Source organism: Haematospirillum sp. H1815, assembly GCF_012102705.1.
Taxonomy (GTDB): Bacteria; Pseudomonadota; Alphaproteobacteria; order Rhodospirillales; family Rhodospirillaceae; genus Haematospirillum.
This window is the reverse complement of the sequence record NZ_JAAVTA010000006.1, coordinates 87,597-109,162: the sequence shown is the minus strand read 5'-3', so window position 1 is coordinate 109,162 and position 21,566 is coordinate 87,597. Positions and strand designations below refer to the sequence as shown.

Below are 21,566 nucleotides of genomic sequence, written 5' to 3'. Positions count from 1 at the left end.
AATAGTTATTCTGATGGTTATAGAACAATCATAAAGACACCCCTTGGTCTACTCTTGATTCCATGACTCCCAAGTCCCGGAACAGACACATCCCCCCATTCGAATAACGGGGGGATGACCAAATAAGGAAACAAAAACAGGATCAGCTCAGAATCAGGTCTGCCTGCGACAGGCTGCTGACACCCAGCAGAAAAATGGAGAAGTCTGCTTGGGCATCACCATTGTCATCAGCAAACAGCAGCGTATTGCCACTCCCATCCGGCTGATACCATACACCGTTGGCCCCGGCATTCTGGCCATGGAAGACAAAATGCTGATCACCGGGAAGAGCTTTGTTGGCATCAACAGAAGCCAGCTTGATATGGTCTCCATCCTTGCTGCTGAAATCCATGATGGTATCGCGCGAGGCTTCATCAACACCCGAATCAGAAATCAGGAAGTATAAGAAGGTGTCAGCGCCGCCTCCACCGCCCAGAATGTCAGCGCCTCTCCCCCCATACAGGCTATTGTCGTTGTAATCACCAACCAGGCGATCGTTGCCGGACCCACCCCACATGCACTCGATATTGATCAGGGTATCCTGCGCCACTCCATTGAGGAACACGCGGGCCGGGTTCACCCCGTCCAAGGTAACAACAATGGATTCCGAGCGATCCGTATAATCGGCAATGTCAACGCCAAGACCTCCGTCCAGGGTATCATGGCCAAGGCCTGCCTTGAACCAATCGTTCCCGGCCCCTCCACGCAGGACATTGTTACCCTCATCACCGAAAATGCGGTCATTCATGCTTGAACCGGTCACATTCTCGATATTACGAATACGGTCTTCAACTTGACCACCAACAGACACATTGGCCCAAGCCGACCCAGCCAAGGTTACCTCCACACCTTTGGTGCTGTAGCTGTAATCAACAGTATCCTGCCCGGCACCACCGTCGATCTCATCTTTTCCTCCATAGCCGACAAAGGTATTATCCAAGGCATCACCGACCATGACATCGGCCGATCCACTGCCACTGATATTCTCAATGTTACGGATCCGATCTGATGGCTGACCACCCCCCACAGACACCGTGGCCCATTGACTTCCGGCCAAGGTCACTATGATCGGGCCTGGGCTGGAGCGATAGTCCACGGTGTCTGAACCAAGTCCCCCGTCAATGGTGTCCGCACCAAAGCCGGGAGTGAACGTATTGTTGTTGCGATCACCGGTCAGGGTATCCCCGTAATGACCGGCAACGACATTTTCTATGTTGCGGATCTGAGTGGCGGCAGACACACCGGCATAAGATACCCTGGACCAGTTTGATCCATTCAGGGGCAGAGAAACAGGACCCGATGCCAAGGCAAGGCTGACGGTGTCTGTCCCGTCTCCTCCATCAATATTCAATGCCGTTGCAGAGGGCAGTGGAGCCAGGAAGTAGTTCTGCCACGTACCGCCGGTAAGAGTACTGGACGGCGTAAAGGGATACTTCTGCCCACCAAAATGAACCTCGGAATTGAAAAGGTCAAAGTAGGCATACTCACCACTGTTCCTGACGGTATCAAGGACGGCATCTGGCCCCATGTCAGGTCGTTGCGAAAGCACAAAGTCCGAAGCGGACACCGCTGAACAATTCTTCAGCCTGATCGTAAAGTCAGAAACAGCATCGCCCGTTGTATCAACACGCAGCACCTGATCCTTGCCATCCTGCTTTGACCAGACGGCATTCTTCGCAGGCCCTTTCGCGCTGAAGTCATAAACAAACAGCCCCTTGTCCAGATGGGCCAGATCAATCCGGTCACCTTCAGCTGCCTTGAAATCCTGTATAATCTGCTCGGCACTTGGGGTACCAGAAATCACAGAAGGATCATTGGAACCAAAGCGTCCACTGTAAACAAACGTATCCGCACCGGGACCGCCAGACAGTGTGGCGTACTGCAACTCGACAGCCAACGTGTCATCACCACTGCCAGCCGTTACGACTTCAATAGAGTGCAGATAATCTTTTTCGACCTTACCGATTGATGCGTACCCCCATGAATCACCGCGCAAGACAATCTCAAGGGGGAGCGTATAACCAGCATAATTAACAGAGTCTGTTCCTTCCCCTCCCCCCAGAAAGTCATTCCCGGCCCCGCCATCCAGAACATCATTGCCCTTGTCACCATACAGGGCATCATGGCCCGCACCACCGCTCAGGACATCATCACCCTCATTGCCCAGCAGGACATTGTCACTGGCATTCCCTGTTATCCAGTCATGACCAGTACCACCGGCAACGGCTTCGATGTGCCTCAGCGTATCTTTTTCAAGGCCATTAACACGAACCACGGCGTCTTCAGCACCATCAGCCAAGGTGACAACAACAGGCCCCTGCTCTGTGCTATAGTCCATGCTGTCACGACCACCACGACCGTCAATGACATCCCGACCACCGCTGGAACGGAACTTGTTGTCAGCATCGTTGCCCGTCAGATAATCGTCAGCATATCCACCAGCCAACCCATTATAGCCCGTGATCTCGGAAACACGAACACCTCCAACCAGAACGGGAGACGGGTTGCCTGTGCCAAGTGTCAGGTTCACCGGGTCAGTGGCAAAACTCATACTGTAGACTGCATCTTCTATGCCTTCACCAAGCGGGACAACAGAATCAAGGATAAAGTCTTTTGCCAACAGGGAATGGACATTATCAAGGCGTACCGAGAAATCAGCTGCCGCATCACCACTGACATCCGCATAGACTACAACGCCCAAGCTATCTTTCACGTACCAGACACCACCTGCCCCGGCTTCTGTACCACCGAACGTCAGCGGACGATACGCACCCGATGCGTCAAAGACGACCAATCCGGAAAGATCAATGCGATCGCCATGGACACTGCTGAAGTCCGTTATGGTATCGCGGCCTTGAGGTCGAGGACCCGATTCATAGGCACTGCGATACAAAAATACGTCTGCCCCAAGACCACCCGTAAGACGGTCGGCTCCCATGTCACCGTGCAGGCGGTCATTCCCCCCGGCACCAGAAAGCGTATCATTCCCCATTGCACCGCTAAGAACATTGTCCGCGCTGTCGCCAACAAGAGTATCTGCAGCAAACCCCCCCATAACATTCTCGATATTGCTGATGGTCGCAGCGGCAACCCCATTGATAGTTACGGTCACAGGGCGCGCGCGATCCAGCGTGACAGAAACAGGGCCGGTCGCATCGCTGAAAACAGCTGTATCCTGCCCCTCTTTTCCATCAAGTACATCGTGACCACCATAACCCGTAAACCGGTTATCACGGGCATCCCCGGTCAGGTGATCATCATGGGAACTGCCAACAATATCCTTGGCTCCCTGAACACGGCCAACCTCAACACCATTCACCCGAACCGGAACAGGCACCGCACCATACCCTGTTTGCCCCCCTTCCAGGGAGACCTGGACCGCTCCACCCAGCGCACTGGTCACCAATACGCCATTGGCATCCACCAGGGAAACAACCCCTGCTGTGTCCAGAATCAGATTCTCGGCGGACAGTGATTTCACGTCCTTCAGGCGCACGGAGAAATCCTCTTTCGTGTCCCCGGACGTATCGGCAAAAACTGTCAACCCGGATGCATCGGGTTTGTACCACAACGAAAAGGCGCGCGGGGTTTGATCGCTGAATATCAGGGCCTGATGTCCCTCCAGAACGGCGTTGGCATCCAGCTCCGAGAAATCCAGGCGGTCGTTCTCGGCAGAATTAAAGTCATGGACGGTATCCCGCCCTATAATGCCCGGCCCGGAATCAGAAACATTGCGCCAGGCAAACACATCGGCACCGGCACCGCCTGTCAGATGGTCTGCTCCGCCATCCCCGTAAAGACGGTCGCGGCCGGCACCGCCGTTGATACGGTCTGCCCCGTCACCACCTTCCAGGACGTTGCCACCGCTATCGCCCGTCAGGTGGTCTGCGCCGGCACCTCCTTGCACATTCTCGATATTGCGCAGGGTGTCCTTGTCCTGGCCATCAACCTTGACAACAGAACTGATGGCCCCGTTCAAGGTTATGGAGACAGGGCGGTCCAGGAAAGCGTAGCTGACCGTATCGATGCCATCGCCGCCATCCAGGGTGTTGCGCCCGCCTCTTCCTTCAAGGAGGTCATTACCTGGTCCACCCTGCAAACGGTTGTTCCCATCGTTGCCGCGCAAGATATCGTGACCGTTTCCACCCTCTGCATTCTCGATATGGGTGTCGTAGGCAATACCCAGAATTCCGCTGCCCTTGTCCCAAGCTGCCGGATCGGATTTGGTATCAACGCCCCCAAAGAACGACAGTGTGCCGGGTGTCAAATCAATGTTGGCAGACGTGTCCCGTCCGCTCCAGCTGACCGTATCATTGCCACCCGCATCCCAGATGGTTTCATAAACATAGGCCTTGCCGGCAAAGTCATACCGGTTGTCGCCGGTACGCGTTGTCATGTTCTTCCCGTACAGGTACTGCAACGCGGCCATGTCATTGAGCATGTAGGTCAGCGGCGTGGACTTGAAGCCGCCGGAACCCTCAGCGCCAATCTTGGACTTGTACGACATTAATGAATAGGCAGAGGAATCATACTCGAGCGTCACGGGAAAACCGTGGGCGTTGTCATCATCATGTGGGTGCTTCAGCCCCAGGGCATGCCCAATCTCGTGCATGGCAATGGAACGCAGCTCGCTCCCGACGGGAGCATCCATTTGTGGATAACTGTACCAGGCATCAAACCAGACGGATCCGGCGAAATCATCCGCCGCAGGATAGGATGCATGTGCCGCCACCCCCAGAAGACTGGTTCCAGACAGTGTCTTGCTGGCACCGATCAGAATTCTTCCGGGTTCCCCACCTCCCTTTTGTTCCGTGAACGAGAGACTGGTAAAGTCTGCAAGATGCCTGAATGCCCCGGCAATCGATGACTTCAGGCCATTTGTAATGAAGGAAGGATCAAGCGCCGTGCCTTCCTGCCAGTCTGTGGTTACACTCTCGTACTCTGGAGATACAAAACTGTACGTCAGCTTCAGAGCTTTTCCCGGAACACCATCGGAGGACCAGAACCTCCCCCCAAGCAGGGAATCAATTTCATGCCTCCCGCTGGAAGGCGCGGTAAACGCACTGTTATATCTGGTAGATCCGATACCCATAACCTGATTCCTCCTTGGCCATCGCCGGCACAATCATAAAGGGATTATAATCAGGCTCCTCTCTTTAAAATAAGTCAACATGCAATTTCCTCCTGATATTACAACCAGAAGATAGAAGTTTAATTTTTTATACATATATGGAGTCGCCGTCAGGGGACGGAACTGTGTCTGATATCCATGGCAGCCAGATGCGTCCGCGCGCGCTCCGCCTCTGCAGAGTTCGGACTCCCAAGAATAACGGCCATCCAATCCTTGCGCGCCGCTTCTGTATCGCCCATCTGGCATAATAGGACACCGCGCTCGACCAGCGCACCGCGATCGGCCGGGCTCAAGGCAAGCGCACGCTCCAGATCAGCCAAGGCCAGATCCGCCGCATTCAGTTGCCGCCAAACAGAGGCGCGCAGAAGCAACGCGGGACCATATTCCGGCTGATAATCCAGAAGGGTATTCAGATCATCCACAGCCTCCCACAAGCGACCCGCAGCCGCTGACAGCTCTGCACGATCTTCAAGAATTATGGCATTTTCTGGGGAAATATCCTGAACCTGTCCCAGAAGAAACAAGGCATGTCCGGGATCTCCGGCCTGAATCCAAGCCGATGCCGCCTGGTGTAACAACGGCGCATATTGTGCGGGATGTTCACGATGCTCCCCGGCCAGTGCCTCAAGGATGACCGCAGCCTCACTGAACTGCCCCAACTCGATCAGGGCCGACGCACGGCAATGGCGAGCCGATGCTCCACCAGCCTGCTCTTCCCAGGATATGGCCAGACGCAGGGCGGCATGAGGATCCTGCCGACTTTGCGCCATACACGCACCATATTCTGCCGTCAGCCCCGCCACAGGAAGTGCCGCACAGACAACCATCACCAGAACGGGTGCAATACCCTTGATCATCATCAGCAAGACTCCATGCTCACAAACACGTTCACCACACGAAAACAGGCATACGATACTCAGAGATTGCCTGTCATGACAGAACATGATGTTCTTGCAGCCAAACAAAGAGTCAGGACACCATATGCCAACACTTCTCTGCTCCGGTTTCGGATTTTGCGCCGCTGCCCTTGCCAGCCGCCTTCTTGAAGAAGGCTGGGCCGTACGAGGCACAACACGGCACCCGGAAAAAGCCAAGGCATTGCAGGCAGCCGGGATTGAGACATGGATCTTTGACGGACAAACGCCCATGCCTGCCGAAGCACTGGATGGCGTCACTCACATCCTGGTCTCGGCAGCCCCCAAAGAGCACAACGGAAAGATCGTTGATCCGGTACTGGACTGCCACCGTGAACAGCTGCGCCAGGCAACCGAAGCAGGGACCCTCCGCTGGATCGGGTATCTATCATCAACGGGCGTCTATGGCGACCACCGGGGCGCCGTTGTGACCGAAGACACCCCTGTTTCCGGAAACGGTTCCGGCAGCACCCCCTCCACAGCCCGGATCGAGGCGGAACAACAATGGCTGGAACATGGCGGTCCGATACATATTTTCCGCCTGTCCGGCATTTATGGTCCCGGACGCAGCGCCCTGGACAGTGTGCGCAGCGGGCGGGCACAGCGGATTGTAAAACCCGGGCACGTTTTCTGCCGTATACACGTTGATGACATTGCCACGGTCCTAAGAGCCTCTGCACTGCGACCAAATCCGGGGCAGATTTATAACGTTGCCGACGACGAGCCCGCGTCTTATGCCGACGTTGTGACGTGGGCCTGCACACTGCTGGGCATGACACCACCCCCCGAGATCCCGTGGGAACAGGCACAGCTCAGCCCGATGAGCGCTGGTTTCTATAATGCCTGCCGAAGGGTGGACAATACACGGATCAAGGAAGAACTGGGCATCACCTTGGCTTTTCCCACATACAAAGATGGTTTGCGGTCTATTCTGGAGTTCGAACAGATCAACAGGCAGACCGCCCAGCAGCTACAACCGGCAGGAACATAAAGACAGCGCTATAACAACAAAAAAGGCGGAGCCACCTTACAGAGCGGCCCGCCTTTTAGGCTGTCTTGGTCACCTGATGCAAAGGAAACCAGAGCCCGGGATTATTTGGGAGCCAGCAGCATGGTCATCTGCCGCCCCTCCATCTTCGGAAACTGCTCGACCTTGACAAATTCCACAGTCTCCTCACGCACCCGGTTCAGCACGTCCATGCCGATATTCTGGTGTGCCAGCTCACGCCCACGAAAGCGCAAGGTTACCTTGACCTTGTCACCTTCCTCGATGAACCGCTTCAACGCGCGCATTTTCACGTTGTAGTCGTTATCATCGATATTGGGGCGCATCTTGATTTCTTTGACCTCGATGATCTTGGCCTTCTTGCGCTGCTCGGCCTTGCGCTTCTGATTCTCGTACTTGAACTTGCCATAGTCGAGAATCTTGCACACCGGCGGCTCTGCATTCGGCGAGATCTCGACAAGGTCAAGACCAGCTTCGTCAGCCATTTCCTGGGCTTCGCGAATATGCACCACACCAACCTGCTCGCCATCTTGGTCGATCAGGCGGATCATCTGGGCGGTGATCATATCATTGACGCGCGGTCCATCTTTGGACGGCGGCGTCTGCATCGGTGACCTGGCTATGTAACCCTCTCCATGACATACAGAAACAACAAGGACCCCTGACCAATTCGGTGGAGCCCCCTGTCTTATCCTTCCTGTATGGTCAGTCGGATGTACGCGGGTGGCTCCTTTCCGGTCGTGAACCGGGGTCCGGTTCATTAAAGCGGCGGGGCGAACAACTAGCCCGGCATCCGCGCTTCCCCTGCAATCTTAACCAGGGCAGCTTCCAGCGCAAGTACTTCTTGCGCCTGACCACCCAAACAACGCAGTGCAACCGTTCGCTCTTCGGCCTCTCGGCGCCCAACAACCAGTATCCATGGAACTTTGGCGTGTGAATGCTCGCGGACCTTGAAGTTGATCTTTTCGTTACGCACGTCCAAGTCAGCCCTGATTCCCCGCTCTTTCAGGGCAGCCAGAACTTCGGAAGCCCAAGCATTGCCATCGGATGTGATCGTTGCGACAACAACCTGAACAGGTGCTAACCATGCGGGAAAGCGCCCTGCAAAATTCTCGATCAAAATGCCGACAAAGCGTTCAAAGGACCCGAGAACCGCACGGTGCAGCATAACTGGACGCTGCCGGCTGCCATCCTCGGCAACATAACTGGCATCCAGACGCTCGGGCAGAACATAGTCAACCTGCAAGGTACCACACTGCCAGTCACGCCCGATAGCATCTCTCAAGACAAATTCCAGCTTTGGGCCATAGAAAGCCCCCTCACCCGGGTTTGGCAACGCTTCCAGCCCAGCCGCCGCCGTCGCCCGGCGCAGGGCATCTTCCGCCCGGTCCCAGACGTCATCGGATCCAGCCCGATTCTCGGGACGGTCCGAAAACTTGACCTTGATCTCGGTAAAACCAAAGTCAGCATACACAGACTGTAAAAGATCACAGAACGCGCGGGTCTCGCTTTCGATCTGCTCGTCTGTACAGAAAATGTGGGCGTCATCCTGGGTAAAGGCCCGCACCCGCATCAACCCGTGCAGGGACCCAGAGGGCTCATTGCGGTGACAACTGCCAAACTCGGCCATACGCAGCGGCAGATCGCGATAAGACTTGATCCCCTGCCGGAAAATCTGGATGTGGCATGGACAGTTCATCGGCTTGATGGCCAAGGTCTTGTCTTCAGACCCGGTCACAAACATATGCTCTCGGTATTTGCCCCAGTGACCGGATTGTTCCCACAACACACTGTCCACAAGCTGGGGGGTGTTCACCTCCACATAGCCGGATGCTTCCAGGCGGTTGCGCATATAGGTTTGCAAGGTCCGGTAAATGGACCACCCCTTGGGATGCCAGAACACGGCACCGTGCGCTTCGGACTGGAAATGGAACAGATCCAGCTCCTTGCCCAGCCGACGGTGGTCGCGCTTCTCGGCTTCTTCCAGCATGTGCAGATGGTCATCCAGCTGGCGCGAGGTGGCCCAGGCCGTGCCATAAATACGCTGCAGCATGGCGTTGCGTGAATCGCCACGCCAATAGGCCCCGGCCACCTTCATCAGGCGGAAAGCCTTCCCCAGCCGCCCGGTAGATGGCAGATGCGGGCCACGGCACAAGTCTTTCCAGTCGCCTTGGCGATATACTGTTATCGTCTCGCTCTCCGGCAGGTCACGAATGATTTCGGCTTTGTAAGCCTCGCCGATGGACTCAAAGTGAGCAATTGCCTCGTTCCGGTCCCAGACCTCGCGTACAATATCCAGATTACGGTCCACGATTTCCCGCATACGGGCCTCGATGGCCTCCAGGTCATCGGTGGAGAAGGGTTCGTCACGGGCAAAATCGTAATAAAAGCCATTTTCGATAGACGGACCAATTGTCACCTGGGTCCCCGGATACAATTCCTGAACCGCTTGGGCCATCACGTGTGCGGCATCGTGACGCAACAGCTCCAGCGCGGCATCATCACGGGTCGTCAGAATGGATACGGTTGCATCGGATTCGATCACACGGTTCAGGTCCCGCATCTCGCCATCCACCAGCACCGCCAAGGCGGCTTTTGCCAGACCAGAGCTGATGGAACGGGCAAGATCCATACCGGTGACTGGATGATCAAACACACGGACATTGCCGTCAGGCAGGGTAATCGCAACCATGATTTGTCTCTATATCTCTTCAGCGTCGCAGCCCGTTACACCACGGTACGGAAAACAGAATATCGGGCCGGAACAGGGAAAACATCAGCCAGAATACGGATCGGCACGACCCGGAATCAGCAACACAACAAAACGAGGAACGGCAGGATCAGACCACAGGGGTCACTGCGGGCCCCGTGCCACTAGTTCGGATCCCGTCCCTGCCGTGAAACAGGGCAGCGGCAAAACCGGAAGCACCGGGGCAAACGACAATACACGACACGCAGGAGAGTCCCATCCGAAGAAAAAACCAAGCCCCGGAATAGCGCATTTTACCCTGCACTGTCGAGTCCGGGCAGACCCAGGGCCTCACACACATGGGCAACCGGCATGGCCGCCAGATCAGAGGACTGCAGAATGATTACATCCGGACCACGTTGCCCACACAGACGCGGATCGGAAGCGGATGAATACAACACAACCGACCGACACCCGATACCGGCCAGAAGATGCATCGGGCCGGTATCATTCCCGACCGCCAGCGTTGCCCGACGAGCCAGAACGGCCAGATCGATGATAGACGTCCTGCCAACCAGCGACAGGGCACCGGGACACCAGGACATAATGGCATCCGCTTCAGACTGCTCAGCCGCAGTCCCGATGACAACCGGTGTCTGTCCGGATTGCAGCAAAACACGGGCCAGTGCGGCATAATGGTCTGCGGGCCAGCGCTTGTCAGGACGGTGCGGGGCTCCGCCGGGTACAAGAAGGGCAAAGGGACCATCGGGCAGGGAACCACACGACAGAGTGCCCCTCTCCAGCCAAGAGAAATCCAGAGACGGAATAGCCTCAATACCGGCCACATGCAGCTGCTCGGCCTGGCGTTCAACCGTATGCATCAGGTCCCGTTGCGGATTGTCGTGCGGATGACTGCAGCCACGGGCAATGCCATTCCATTCCACATCACCACCAATAAGCCGTCGATAGGACGATGAGCGCCAGGATGTCTGCAGATCATAAACCCGGTCGAACCGACCACCGCGCAAACGAGATCGCAACGCCAGCAAGGATGGCACCTGCCAGATGCGGGGACGGCTGTCTGTCCACACCGCGTCAAACCAGGGAGATGCTTCTGCCAGAGCCACATACGGGGCTGTTGTCAGCAAGGTGATGTGTGCACGCGGATGGGCTGCACGAAGAGCGGCAAACGGACCAAAAGCCTGGACAAAATCGCCCAGCGCCGAGAGCTTGATCACCAGAATACGCTGCAAACCGGCACTCACCGCCCCAGAAGCTCCCGGTACACATCCAGGGTCTGTCGGCACATGGCGTCGGTTGTAAACTGCTCCCGCACGTGTGCAATGGCACGGGCGGACAGTTCCAGACGTTGCGCGGCATCCAGATCCAGACACTCGGCCAGGGCGGCGGCCAGACTATCTGCTTGCCCGGGGGCAAACAGCCAACCGGTGCGACCCGGCTCGACAATTTCAGGCGCGGCCCCGTGATCAGGAGCCACAACGGGGCGCCCCATGGCCTGACCTTCGGCACATACCCGGCCAAAGGCTTCCGGATCCGTAGAAGCACTGACAACGACATCGCTGACCATGTAGGCAGCGGGCATGTCATTGCACTCCCCGGCCAGAAGCACACGATCTTCAAGGCCGGCACGGGCCACCGCACGCTCCAGCTTGCGCCGGAACGACGTCCGCCCCTGGTCCGATCCAACAAGTATACAGCGGAAACGACGATCCTTCAGACGCGACAGGGCATCAATCAAGAGCAATTGCCCCTTCCAGCGGGTCAGACGCCCGGGCAACATGATCACCGGCTCCCCGTCGGACAGGCGCCAGCGACGACTGAGCTGGATCATGCGTTCCGCACTGACCCGGTCCGGATCAAAGCGGCTGATATCCACACCACGGTGGATAACCCGGACCGGGCCGTCATCAGGCAGGTAATGGTCCAGGATATGGCCACGGATAAAACGGGAAATGGCAATAACCCGGTCCCCCATCACCATCACCTTGTTATAGGGACGCTTGACCCCCAAAACACCAAGGTTATAGGTACCGTGGAAGGTCGTGACCAGGGGCACACCCTCACTCCGCGCCGCCCGCAAAGCCGCCCAGCCCGGTGCCCGGGAACGAACATGAACCAAGGAAACACCGTGCTCGCGGATCAGGGCTCTCAAGGCATCCGTATTTGCACGCAGGCGACAAGGGTTCTTGCTGGCCATCGGCAGGGTCACATGCAGGGCACCAACCCGGTCCAGCTCGCGCACCATCGGGCCACCCTCGCTGGCGACAACCGCCTTCCAGCCTGCGGCCTGCAACGCGGCCGCCACTTCGACCGTGCCCCGCTCCACACCGCCTGTCACCAGACGGGGCAGAACCTGCAAAATCACCGGGACAGGCTGCTCGCCTGCAGAATCAGTGTTAAGGTGCGTCACTCTGGCCAACCCACAGACTCTGTTTTCATTTCGAAAGACCATTCCTGATGAATACCACAACCGGGTACCCTGCATCTGCAAAACCACAAAACATGCCCTGCCCCGGCGGACGTTTCCTTGCATTCCGGAGCCTGGCACAAACAAACCCGAACGCCACGACCGGCGTTGTATTCCTGCACGGCCTGATGTCGGACATGGAGGGTGACAAAGCCTTGTATATGGAGCAACGGTGCCGGATGCAAGGGCGAGCCTTTGTTCGCTTCGACCAGATGGGCCACGGTGCTTCATCCGGGCGCTTCGACGAAGGCACGATTAGCGCATGGGTCGAAGATACCCTGGCTGTTCTGGATACCCTGACAGAGGGGCCACAAATCCTGGTCGGATCATCCATGGGTGGGTGGCTTATGCTTCTGGCGGCCCGGGCCCGTCCACAGCGTGTGGCCGGACTGGTGGGGATTGCCGCCGCACCCGACTTTAGCGAAGACCTGACATGGTCAGCCCTGAGCCCGGCCCAGCGCCAGGATGTGGAAACACAGGGACGCACGGAAATCCCGTGCCCTTATTCAGAACGACCCTATGTTTTCACCAAAGCCTTCTTTGAGGATGGCAGGCAGAACCTGGTCCTGCGAACCCCTTTGCCTTTTGATGGTCCCGTTTGCCTTCTGCACGGGCAACAGGATGATACCGTACCGTGGGACACATCCGTGCGGCTGGCAGATCATCTGCGCTCAGCCAGTGTGGAATGTATCCTGATCAAGTCCGGCGACCACCGACTCTCCCGCCCCCAGGATCTGGCCTGTCTGGGCAGGGCCTTGGACTCCGTCCTTGAGCGTCAGAAAGAGGGGAATCGCGCCGTCAGTTCCGTACCGGGTTGATATCGGCCGACAGATCCAGCATCGGCAGGATTTCAGCGCTCTGACGGTTAATGGCAATAAAAGCCTCGATGTGCGAATCTGACAGGGTCGGGATCACGGCGGATGTCTCGGCTACATAACGAGCCCGGTTGTGCAGGGTACGAAAATCCGCGCACCGGGCCTCCAGGCGCTCGCTCAGAAGCTCGTCCAGCTGGGCCCAGAGCTGGGTGTTCTCGGCAACACAGACCCGCAGTTCTTCCACGGTTCGCGCCCGGCTCATACGTTCAGCACACCGCTTCAGACGAACCGCATAAACAGACCATTCAACAAACGCCATAACGGGCTCCCTGATCCCAGCCCCGGAACGTCAGGGGGCAGGCTTGATGGACAAGACAATCCCCGCCGCTCTAGACCGTCAAGCCCCGGACAAGGAATATGACTGTGCGAACACAGCCGAAAACCGGGGGTCAGAACAGCGAATCCTGCCGGGGGTCGGAAACCTGCCGAGTCCGGCGTGAAACCCGCCCCCCGGGGCCACGAGCCACAACAGGCAGGTCTCCATCCGCAAGCTGGATGGACAGGACATCCCCGACGCGCACGGAAGCCCTGCGGTCAACCAGCAGACCATTGGAGTCCCGAACCACAGCATAACCACGCTGCAAGGCACGCTGCCACGAAGCCGCCTCAAGACGCTCTGCGGCATTGAGCAACCGCTGCCCCTCATCCTGCTGCAAACGGCGCATTGCGGCCACCAGACGCTGCTCCAGACCGGTTACACGATCCTGCCCCTGCGCAAGACCACGCACCGGTGATACGGCTGCCAAACGGACCGCAGCGGCCCCCAGTCGGGTAGAAGTACCTCCCAGAGACAGCCGAAAGGCACCGGACAGAGCGGATCCGACCGTATCAAGACGGGCAGAGGCCATTGCCACCCGGTCACGCGGATGGCGCAAGGCTGCCGCCAGAGCCAGAAAGCTGGACCGATTCCGTTCCAGAAAACTGCCAACAGCCGTTCCCAGACGCCCCGCCCGGTCTTCCAGACGCTGCACATGGCCCTGCACCAGACGGTCAAGGGGTGGCAGGCCACGAGCCAAGCCCTGCAACCGGGTCCCCTGCTCTGCAAAGCTCCGCCGTGTTGCCGCTGTCAAACGGCGGGCCACATCGGCCACCTGCACACACAGGTCCAGACGCACCGGCACAGCAATTTCCGCAGCCCCGGTCGGGGTGGGAGCCCGCCGGTCCGCGGCAAAGTCACACAGGGTCGTGTCGGTCTCGTGCCCTACGGCGGAAATAACAGGAATGTCCGATGCCGCAACAGCCCGCACGACCTCTTCCTCGTTGAAGGCCATCAGGTCTTCCAAAGATCCGCCACCCCGGGCCACGATCACAAGATCGGGACGAACAACAGGGCTGTCGGAACCCAGCGCGTTGAAGCCCCGGACCGCTGCGGCAATCTGGGCGGCGGCGCCCTCTCCCTGTACAAGAACCGGCCAGACCAGAACATGAACCGGGAAGCGGTCGGACAAGCGGTGCAGGATATCGCGGATCACCGCCCCCGTCGGGCTGGTGACCACACCGATCACCCGGGGCAGGAACGGCAGCGCCTTCTTGGTTGCAGGATCAAAAAGACCTTCTGCGGCCAACCGACGCCGGCGTTCTTCCAGAAGCTTGAGCAGGGCCCCTTCCCCGGCCAGCTCAAGGGATTCAATCACAATCTGATAGGACGAACGCCCGGGCCACGTGGTCAGACGCCCGGTAACAATAACCTCCAGACCATCCTGCGGCTTGGTTCCCAGCTTCGGGTACGTGCCCTTCCAGATCACGCCGTCCAGAACAGCATTGTCATCCTTCAGACGCAGATAACAATGGCCTGACCCGGCCAGCTTGGGCTGGCTGATTTCACCACGCACCCGGACACGGGCAAAATGATCCTCCACCGTGCGCTTCAGGTCGGCGGAGACCTCGGAAACAGTACGTTCGGGCAGATTGTGAACCGGATCTGCCTGGCCGGTGGTTTCAGTTGCTGTCATAACGTGGGCGATGGCCGTTTCTTGTCTTCAGCACAGAAGGTGACGGGGCGAAAACAGGATGCTAGAACAACAGCCGTTGCCGGTAAATATCTTTGGTCGAAAGAGAACACCATGAAAGTTCTGGTTGTTGGCTCAGGCGGGCGGGAACATGCCCTGTGCCGGGCCCTGAGTCAGTCTCCGCGCTGTTCCGCCCTGTTTTGCGCCCCCGGCAATGCCGGCATTGCTGCCCTTGCTACCCTGGTACCTGTTGCCGCCGAAGCGGTGGTTGACCTGACCGCGTGGGCCAAGACCCATGCCGTGGACCTGGTGGTTATCGGCCCGGAAGCACCGCTGGTTCTCGGCCTTGCCGACCGTCTGCAAGAAGCCGGCATCAAGGTCTTCGGCCCATCGGCAGCCGCCGCGGCGCTGGAAGGCTCCAAGGGCTTCATGAAGGATGTCCTGCGTGATGCCGCTGTCCCGACGGCCTGGTACCAGCGATTCACCGACAGCCATGCTGCCCGGGACTTTGTCACCGAAAAAGGTGCTCCGATTGTCATCAAGACCGATGGCCTGGCCGCAGGCAAGGGCGTGATCCTGTGCCAGAACACCGCAGAGGCCCTTCAAGCGGTCACAGACATCATGGACCGACGCATTTTCGGAGATGCCGGTACAGAAATTATCATTGAACAGTTTCTGGAAGGCGAGGAACTCAGCTTCTTTGCCATCAGTGACGGCGAAACAGCCATTCCTCTGGCTGCCGCACAGGATCACAAGGCGGTCGGAGACGGGGATACAGGCCCCAATACCGGTGGCATGGGGGCCTATTGTCCAGCCCCGGCTTTTACCGATGCCCTGCGTGACGAACTGATGCAGAAGGCCATCCTGCCCACTGTGGCCCACATGAAGAAACTGGGGCGCCCCTATCGTGGTGTCCTCTTCTGCGGGGTCATGCTGACCGCTGATGGCCCCAAGGTTCTGGAATACAATGTGCGCTTCGGCGACCCCGAATGTCAGGTTCTGATGGAGCGCCTGGACAGTGACATCTTGGAGGTCCTGCTGGCCGCAGCGGAAGGACGACTGGCGGATATCCACCTGCGCTGGAAGGATCAGGCCGCCCTGGTGGTAGTGATGGCAGCACGTGGCTATCCCGGTGCCTATGCCCGCAATACTGAAATCCGTGGGCTTGATGCCGCGTCCCGCTGCGAAGGTGTCTTTGTCTGCCACGCCGGAACCCGTGAAGAAAACGGGCGTATTCTTGCGGCCGGGGGGCGGGTTCTGGGAATCACCGCCCTTGGCAGGACGGTCACCGAGGCACAGAAACGCGCCTACACCGCTGTCGATACCCTGGACTGGCCGGATGGATTCTGCCGGCGGGATATCGGCTGGCGTGCCGTAGCCCGTGAACAGACGTGACCATACCGTCACACCTCTTTTTCACTACACTCCCTCCACGCGGCTGCCTGATAAATATCAGGCATGCCCTTTCTCTGAAACCGGATTGTACATGTCCTCTCCTGCTTCCTTTGTAAAGGCTATTGGCCGCGACACCCTGCGCCTGTACTGGTCACTGCTGAAAATCATGGTCCCGGTCATGGTGCTGGTGCGCATCGCCGTCGAACTGGATGCGGTTCCATTGCTGGCCGCAGCCTTTGAACCCCTGACCGGCCTGGTCGGCCTGCCCCCGGAGACCGGCATGGTCTGGGCCACCACCTGCCTGGTGGGTATTTACGGCGGCGTGGCTGTCTTGCTGGGCCTGCTGCCCGAAATGTCCCTCAGCGCCGCCGACCTAACCGTTCTGGGCGGCATGATGCTGGCCGCGCACAGCTTCCCGATCGAACTGAGGGTTGCCCGCCGTGCCGGCGTAGGCATTGCCCTGACGGTTCTGCTGCGTATGGCCTTTGCCGTTGGACAGGGGGCGCTTCTGCAGGCCTTTTACGGACACTTGGATATCCTGCAGGAACCGGGCACGGTCCTGTTGGCAACAGAAGGCGCATCTCAGACGCAAACCCGTCTGGTATGGCTGATCGAAAGCCTGAAATCACTGGCCGTCATTCTGCCGGTTATTGCCGGGCTTGTGCTGGTCCTGCGCATCATGGACCGTACCGGGATCACCGCCTGGCTGACCCGGATCATGGGCCCCCTTCTGCGCGTTATGGGCATGAGCCGTGATGCGGCACCCCTGACCATGGTCGGTGTGCTGCTGGGTCTGACCTATGGTGGCGGGCTGATTATCGACCGGGCCCGCAGCGGCGCTCTGAAGCCACGGGATGTGGTGATCTCGGTGTGCTTCATGTCGCTGTGCCACAACCTGATCGAGGACAGTCTTCTGGTTCTGGCCATGGGCGGACATTGGAGCGGCATCATCGTCGCCCGCATCATCATGGCCGTCGGCGTGATTGCGGTTCTGGCGCGCATCATCCACGCCATGCCGGACAGCCTGTTCCATCGTTTGGTATTCTGTAGAGAACCGCAGGACAGCGAAGCCAAAGCCGCATCATCCTGACCGGAAAGACCAATCCCGGGGCAAGCGTTGCCTGAACGCACGGCCCCGGGGTGAAGGCTGTTCTCAGATACGCTCGGACAGCCAGATTGCGAGCCGGGTTCCGGCCTTGACCGCACCATGCAGAAGGGTATAGGCCGGTGCCTGCTCTGCACCATTCTCATACCCGATGTCACGGTGCTCCAGCTCTTCCTCGCGGAAGCGGACAATCGTGTCACGCAGGGGCTTCTCATCATCACCCAGCTGGTCGATCTGGCCCTGATAATGCTCGTCAATCGCTTCCTCGACAGCCACGGTACAGGCCATCGCTGCTTTTTCACCCAACAGGGCCGTTCCCGCCCCCAGCATCCAGCCGGCGACATGCCACAACGGCTGCAGGGCGGTCGGACGCACATGCCGCGCGGCAACCTGTCTCTCAAAGTAGGTGCAGTGCTCTACTTCCTGGTCCAGCATATGACGCAGGGTTTGCGCATGCCTTCCTTTCGAGAGAACAGCAAGCTGCCCGGTATAGATCCGGACGGCACCATATTCTCCGGCATGATTGACCCGCACAAAACGCTCCAGAAGCTGCTCGCGGGTCAAGTCACCGGGGATATGCCTGTCGGCTGTCCGCCCGGCAGGCATATCCCTGGCCGCAGAAGACGATTCACGAACAAGGCTTTTGGTCATGGCTTATTCCCCCTTCTGCCGGGAAACCGGGAACACGCCCGACAGGAAGACAAACACACCCAGCCCCGTCATGAACAGGGAGGCCAAGGCATTGTAACCGGCAAAGGACAGCCCGAACAGGGTCCACTGCACGACATTGCAGGCCGGGCGCACCGGACGGTCCAGCCCCTCCATCAGGTCGGCAAGCGCCAAGGGGCCGGGAAGCTCACCGGTACATCCCTGAAAAGCCCACCATCCCTGTTCAACTCCAACATGATACCCGGCCAGGGAAGCCCCCGCGGAAAAGACCGCCGTGACAAGAAGAACCCCCGGCATGGGGCTGCGTCGGACAAAGGGAAAAACAAGCCAGCATGCGGAAAGCAAACCGGCCAGAACCCACGGAACCCGCTCATACAGACACAGGATGCACGGCTCCAGACCGAAGACATGCTCGGCCGTCAGGGCACCGGCAAGAGCCAGGACCGCAGCCCCCAGGATACAGGAAAAGAACAGGCGACAGGATATTGCAGATAAAGGCATGGAACTTCCGCACACAGGGCAAACACCGCCGCAGAGTGCACCTCTGGCGACAAAATGACCAGCCCCGACACCATAATTTTCAGCATACAATCAGGATAACGCCATTTTTTCCTTGGCGGAGTCCAGAAAAGCCTCTATAGAGTTTCGCCTTCGCATTGGCGGGCCACGCACGGGGGTGTGGCGGAATTGGTAGACGCGCGCGACTCAAAATCGTGTTCTGCAAGGAGTGTGGGTTCGAGTCCCTCCACCCCCACCATGGCTGGCCCGCCGCGAAAGATTGCCCCGCATCCCGAGATCCCGCAAAATAGGAAGCCGGCCCGAATGAACGTTGCCGCTGTCGTTACCGAACCGCTTTATGTACTGACCATCAAATGCCCGGATACGGTCGGCATTGTTGCCGCTGTGTCTGGTTTTCTGGCCGAAAACGAAGCCTTCATCACCGACAGCGCCCACTACGGCGACCCGAATACCGGCCTCTTTTTCATGCGCACCTCTTTCCGCGCCGGTGGCAAAAGTTTTCCATCCCTGGATCGTTTGAAGGCAGGCTTTGACCTGATCGGCAGCCGGTTCGGAATGGAGTGGAACATTAACAGTTCCGGCGACCGCCCCAAGGTCATGATTGCCGTATCCCGCTTCGGGCACTGCCTCAATGACCTGCTGCACAGCTGGCGTACGGGACAGCTGGCGATCGATATCACCGGGGTGGTGTCCAACCACGTTGATTTCCGTGATCTGGTGGAATGGCACGGCATTCCCTTCCACTATCTGCCGGTGACAAAGGAAACCAAGGCAGACCAGGAAGCCCGGATGCTAGAGCTGTTTGCGGAAACGAAGTCTGACCTGCTGGTGCTGGCGCGTTACATGCAGATTTTGTCGGAAGAAGCCTGCAAGGCCTTGTCGGGACGCGCCATCAACATCCACCACTCCTTCCTCCCCAGCTTCAAGGGTGCCAAGCCCTACCAGCAGGCGCACAGCAAAGGTGTCAAGCTGATCGGGGCAACAGCGCATTACGTAACTGGTGACCTGGACGAGGGACCGATTATCGAACAGGCTGTTGAACGGGTAGACCACACCTTCTCTGTCGATGCTCTGGTAAGGACCGGGCGCGATATCGAGACGATGGTCCTGTCACGGGCTGTTCGCTGGCATGTCGAGAAGCGAGTTATGGCCAACGGCAACAAGACTGTTGTCTTCCGGTAGGCATATTCTAAAACTTGCTCTGAATGAACAAGGCTCCTGCATGACAGGGGCCTTGTTCGCATGGGGCTGTCAGAACAGAAAGTCAGATTCTTCCAGAAACGTATTGCCGCTGACCAGAATACGAATCTCTGCACTGGCTGGATCGCCGTCCACATCCGCATAACACGTGACACCGACCCCGCCATCACGCACCTGATACCAAACGGCGTGCGCCCTTGGCATGGTGCCAGAGAAGGACAAGGGTTGGCGCCCCTCGGCATCCCTGTCCACATCAACACGCGCAAAGTCAATACGATCGCCTTCAGTGCGACGGAAATCTGTTATGACATCTTCAACGCCATAACCATCGCCATGCCAGAAGCAGAACCGGTCCGCACCACCTCCGCCGGTCAGGATGTCGGATCCCCGCCCCCCTGCGAGGACATCATCACCATCAGAACCAATCAGCTGGTCGCCCAGATCCCCACCAGCCATAAATGTGCCCTGCTTGCCGGACCGGATCTCGACACCCACATTCCGGGGACCAAGAATACTTGTCACATCTGAACGCTGCCCCAGATCAATAACCCGATACCGGATCTGGGATGAAAAATCAGCAATGCCTCCCGAAATGGTGGGCAGATCAAGATGTGTTCCATCCAGGGAGTCCATACCCCGGATCACCATATCCATTTCAAGCGTTTCGGGATTACCGTCGGTATCACCGCGCAGCTTGATATTGCCTCCCTTGCGGGACACATTGAATTCTCCGACCCCCCAGGGAAAAGAGATTGGCTCCACGACTTCGGGGAGCACAAACCACACCGAAAAAGGGGCGGAATCCTCATAGGTAAAAGCAAAACCATGCCAAGCATCCAGACCAGGACCAACATCAAGAAGGCTCATCTCGATCCGGTCTCCCTGCTGTGGATCAAAATCCATCAGCACATCGCCCAGCGCCTCACCAACAGAATGGTAACGAAAGCAATCAGCACCCGGACCACCAACGAGCACATCAGCACCAGCGCCGCCAACAAGGACATCATCACCGACACCACCCACCAAGGTATCGTTCCCTCGACCGCCGTCCAGAAAATCGTTCCCATCCCCACCGGAAAGGATATCGCGACCCGGCCCGCCACGTAATGTGTCATCCCCACCCTGTCCATCCAGAAGATCAGCGCCACGACCGCCATACAGTGTGTCGTTCCCGTCCCCACCAACAAGGGTGTCGGATCCACTCTTGCCATGCAGGATATCAGACCCACCTCCACCAACAAGGACATCGGACAGACTGCTCCCCTGCAACGTATCCGACGTTGCTCCCCCAACAAGAACAAGCCCGCCCGAACCGGGCATCGCCTTGCTGTCATACGTGGAATAATTTGTCACGTTCAATATCCCTGCTCCTGCCTGTCAAATAATCCGCAACACTGTACCGGAACACACGCCTTATCCTGGAAATACCTCTAACAGGATACACCCTCGTGGGTCGAAAATATGTCCATATATCAAGTAATCTTGCACTCATGACAGGCCACGACGCCACAGCGCCTGTTATGTTCCCTGCAAAAATAAAGGTTCCGTGACACGGCATGCCGCACCACGGAACCTTGCAGATCAGAA

At 58.0% G+C, this 21,566-nt stretch carries 16 protein-coding genes and 1 tRNA gene; 6 read left to right on the top strand and 11 right to left on the bottom strand.

Annotation, left to right across the window (positions count from 1 at the left end; genetic code table 11):
* Positions 1-142: 142 nt before the first annotated feature.
* Positions 143-5,131 (bottom strand): M10 family metallopeptidase C-terminal domain-containing protein, encoded by a 4,989-nt coding sequence (locus HEQ60_RS06705; RefSeq protein WP_168070821.1) that lies wholly within the window; start codon positions 5,129-5,131, stop codon positions 143-145.
* 149 nt (positions 5,132-5,280) lie between these two features.
* Positions 5,281-6,030, bottom strand: coding sequence for a hypothetical protein (locus HEQ60_RS06700; protein WP_168070819.1), 750 nt, complete (start codon positions 6,028-6,030; stop codon positions 5,281-5,283).
* 121 nt (positions 6,031-6,151) lie between these two features.
* Here HEQ60_RS06700 and HEQ60_RS06695 point away from each other — a divergent pair, with 121 nt between their 5' ends.
* Positions 6,152-7,075, top strand: a complete 924-nt coding sequence (locus HEQ60_RS06695; RefSeq protein WP_168070817.1) for an SDR family oxidoreductase — start codon at positions 6,152-6,154, stop codon at positions 7,073-7,075.
* A 101-nt stretch (positions 7,076-7,176) separates the two neighbouring features.
* On the opposite strand, the gene infC is transcribed toward HEQ60_RS06695, so the two are convergent.
* From infC to HEQ60_RS06675, 4 genes are all read right to left on the bottom strand, one after another.
* On the bottom strand, positions 7,177-7,698 hold the full coding sequence (infC, locus tag HEQ60_RS06690; protein WP_066134279.1) for a translation initiation factor IF-3: 522 nt from the start codon (positions 7,696-7,698) through the stop codon (positions 7,177-7,179).
* Between the two features lie 173 nt (positions 7,699-7,871).
* Positions 7,872-9,782, bottom strand: a complete 1,911-nt coding sequence (thrS, locus tag HEQ60_RS06685; RefSeq protein ID WP_168070815.1) for a threonine--tRNA ligase — start codon at positions 9,780-9,782, stop codon at positions 7,872-7,874.
* Between the two features lie 311 nt (positions 9,783-10,093).
* Positions 10,094-11,044, bottom strand: a complete 951-nt coding sequence (locus HEQ60_RS06680; RefSeq protein WP_322099305.1) for a glycosyltransferase family 9 protein — start codon at positions 11,042-11,044, stop codon at positions 10,094-10,096.
* Positions 11,041-12,210 (bottom strand): glycosyltransferase family 4 protein, encoded by a 1,170-nt coding sequence (locus HEQ60_RS06675; protein WP_322099304.1) that lies wholly within the window; start codon positions 12,208-12,210, stop codon positions 11,041-11,043. Before HEQ60_RS06675 ends, HEQ60_RS06680 begins: the two co-directional genes overlap by 4 nt.
* Positions 12,211-12,257: 47 nt before the next feature.
* On the opposite strand from HEQ60_RS06675, the gene HEQ60_RS06670 reads away from it, so the two are divergent.
* Positions 12,258-13,085: an alpha/beta fold hydrolase gene (locus tag HEQ60_RS06670; protein ID WP_168070811.1), complete on the top strand. Its 828-nt coding sequence runs from the start codon at positions 12,258-12,260 to the stop codon at positions 13,083-13,085.
* On the opposite strand, the gene HEQ60_RS06665 is transcribed toward HEQ60_RS06670, so the two are convergent.
* Together HEQ60_RS06665 and xseA are read right to left on the bottom strand one after the other, a co-directional pair.
* Positions 13,066-13,401 (bottom strand): hypothetical protein, encoded by a 336-nt coding sequence (locus tag HEQ60_RS06665; protein ID WP_168070809.1) that lies wholly within the window; start codon positions 13,399-13,401, stop codon positions 13,066-13,068. The two genes, HEQ60_RS06670 and HEQ60_RS06665, sit on opposite strands and share 20 nt — an antisense overlap.
* Before the next feature lie 130 nt (positions 13,402-13,531).
* Positions 13,532-15,094, bottom strand: coding sequence for an exodeoxyribonuclease VII large subunit (xseA, locus tag HEQ60_RS06660; protein ID WP_168070807.1), 1,563 nt, complete (start codon positions 15,092-15,094; stop codon positions 13,532-13,534).
* Positions 15,095-15,205: 111 nt separating this feature from the next.
* Here xseA and purD point away from each other — a divergent pair, with 111 nt between their 5' ends.
* Positions 15,206-16,486, top strand: coding sequence for a phosphoribosylamine--glycine ligase (purD, locus tag HEQ60_RS06655; protein ID WP_168070805.1), 1,281 nt, complete (start codon positions 15,206-15,208; stop codon positions 16,484-16,486).
* 91 nt (positions 16,487-16,577) lie between these two features.
* Positions 16,578-17,576 carry a nucleoside recognition domain-containing protein gene (locus HEQ60_RS06650; RefSeq protein ID WP_168070803.1) on the top strand — a complete coding sequence of 333 codons (999 nt, stop codon included), beginning with the start codon at positions 16,578-16,580 and terminating at the stop codon, positions 17,574-17,576.
* 63 nt (positions 17,577-17,639) lie between these two features.
* Here HEQ60_RS06650 and HEQ60_RS06645 read toward each other — a convergent pair whose 3' ends face one another.
* Together HEQ60_RS06645 and HEQ60_RS06640 are read right to left on the bottom strand one after the other, a co-directional pair.
* Positions 17,640-18,242 carry a demethoxyubiquinone hydroxylase family protein gene (locus HEQ60_RS06645; protein WP_168070801.1) on the bottom strand — a complete coding sequence of 201 codons (603 nt, stop codon included), beginning with the start codon at positions 18,240-18,242 and terminating at the stop codon, positions 17,640-17,642.
* A gap of 3 nt (positions 18,243-18,245) precedes the next feature.
* Positions 18,246-18,761 carry a disulfide bond formation protein B gene (locus HEQ60_RS06640; protein WP_168070799.1) on the bottom strand — a complete coding sequence of 172 codons (516 nt, stop codon included), beginning with the start codon at positions 18,759-18,761 and terminating at the stop codon, positions 18,246-18,248.
* Between the two features lie 171 nt (positions 18,762-18,932).
* Between HEQ60_RS06640 and HEQ60_RS06635 the strand changes: the two genes are divergently transcribed.
* Positions 18,933-19,017: transfer RNA gene (locus HEQ60_RS06635), tRNA-Leu, on the top strand.
* Positions 19,018-19,082: 65 nt separating this feature from the next.
* Complete coding sequence (gene purU / locus HEQ60_RS06630; RefSeq protein ID WP_168070797.1) at positions 19,083-19,961, top strand: formyltetrahydrofolate deformylase; 879 nt, start codon at positions 19,083-19,085, stop codon at positions 19,959-19,961.
* A 69-nt stretch (positions 19,962-20,030) separates the two neighbouring features.
* Here purU and HEQ60_RS10800 read toward each other — a convergent pair whose 3' ends face one another.
* Positions 20,031-21,332, bottom strand: a complete 1,302-nt coding sequence (locus tag HEQ60_RS10800; RefSeq protein WP_168070795.1) for a calcium-binding protein — start codon at positions 21,330-21,332, stop codon at positions 20,031-20,033.
* Between the last annotated feature and the right edge of the window lie 234 nt (positions 21,333-21,566).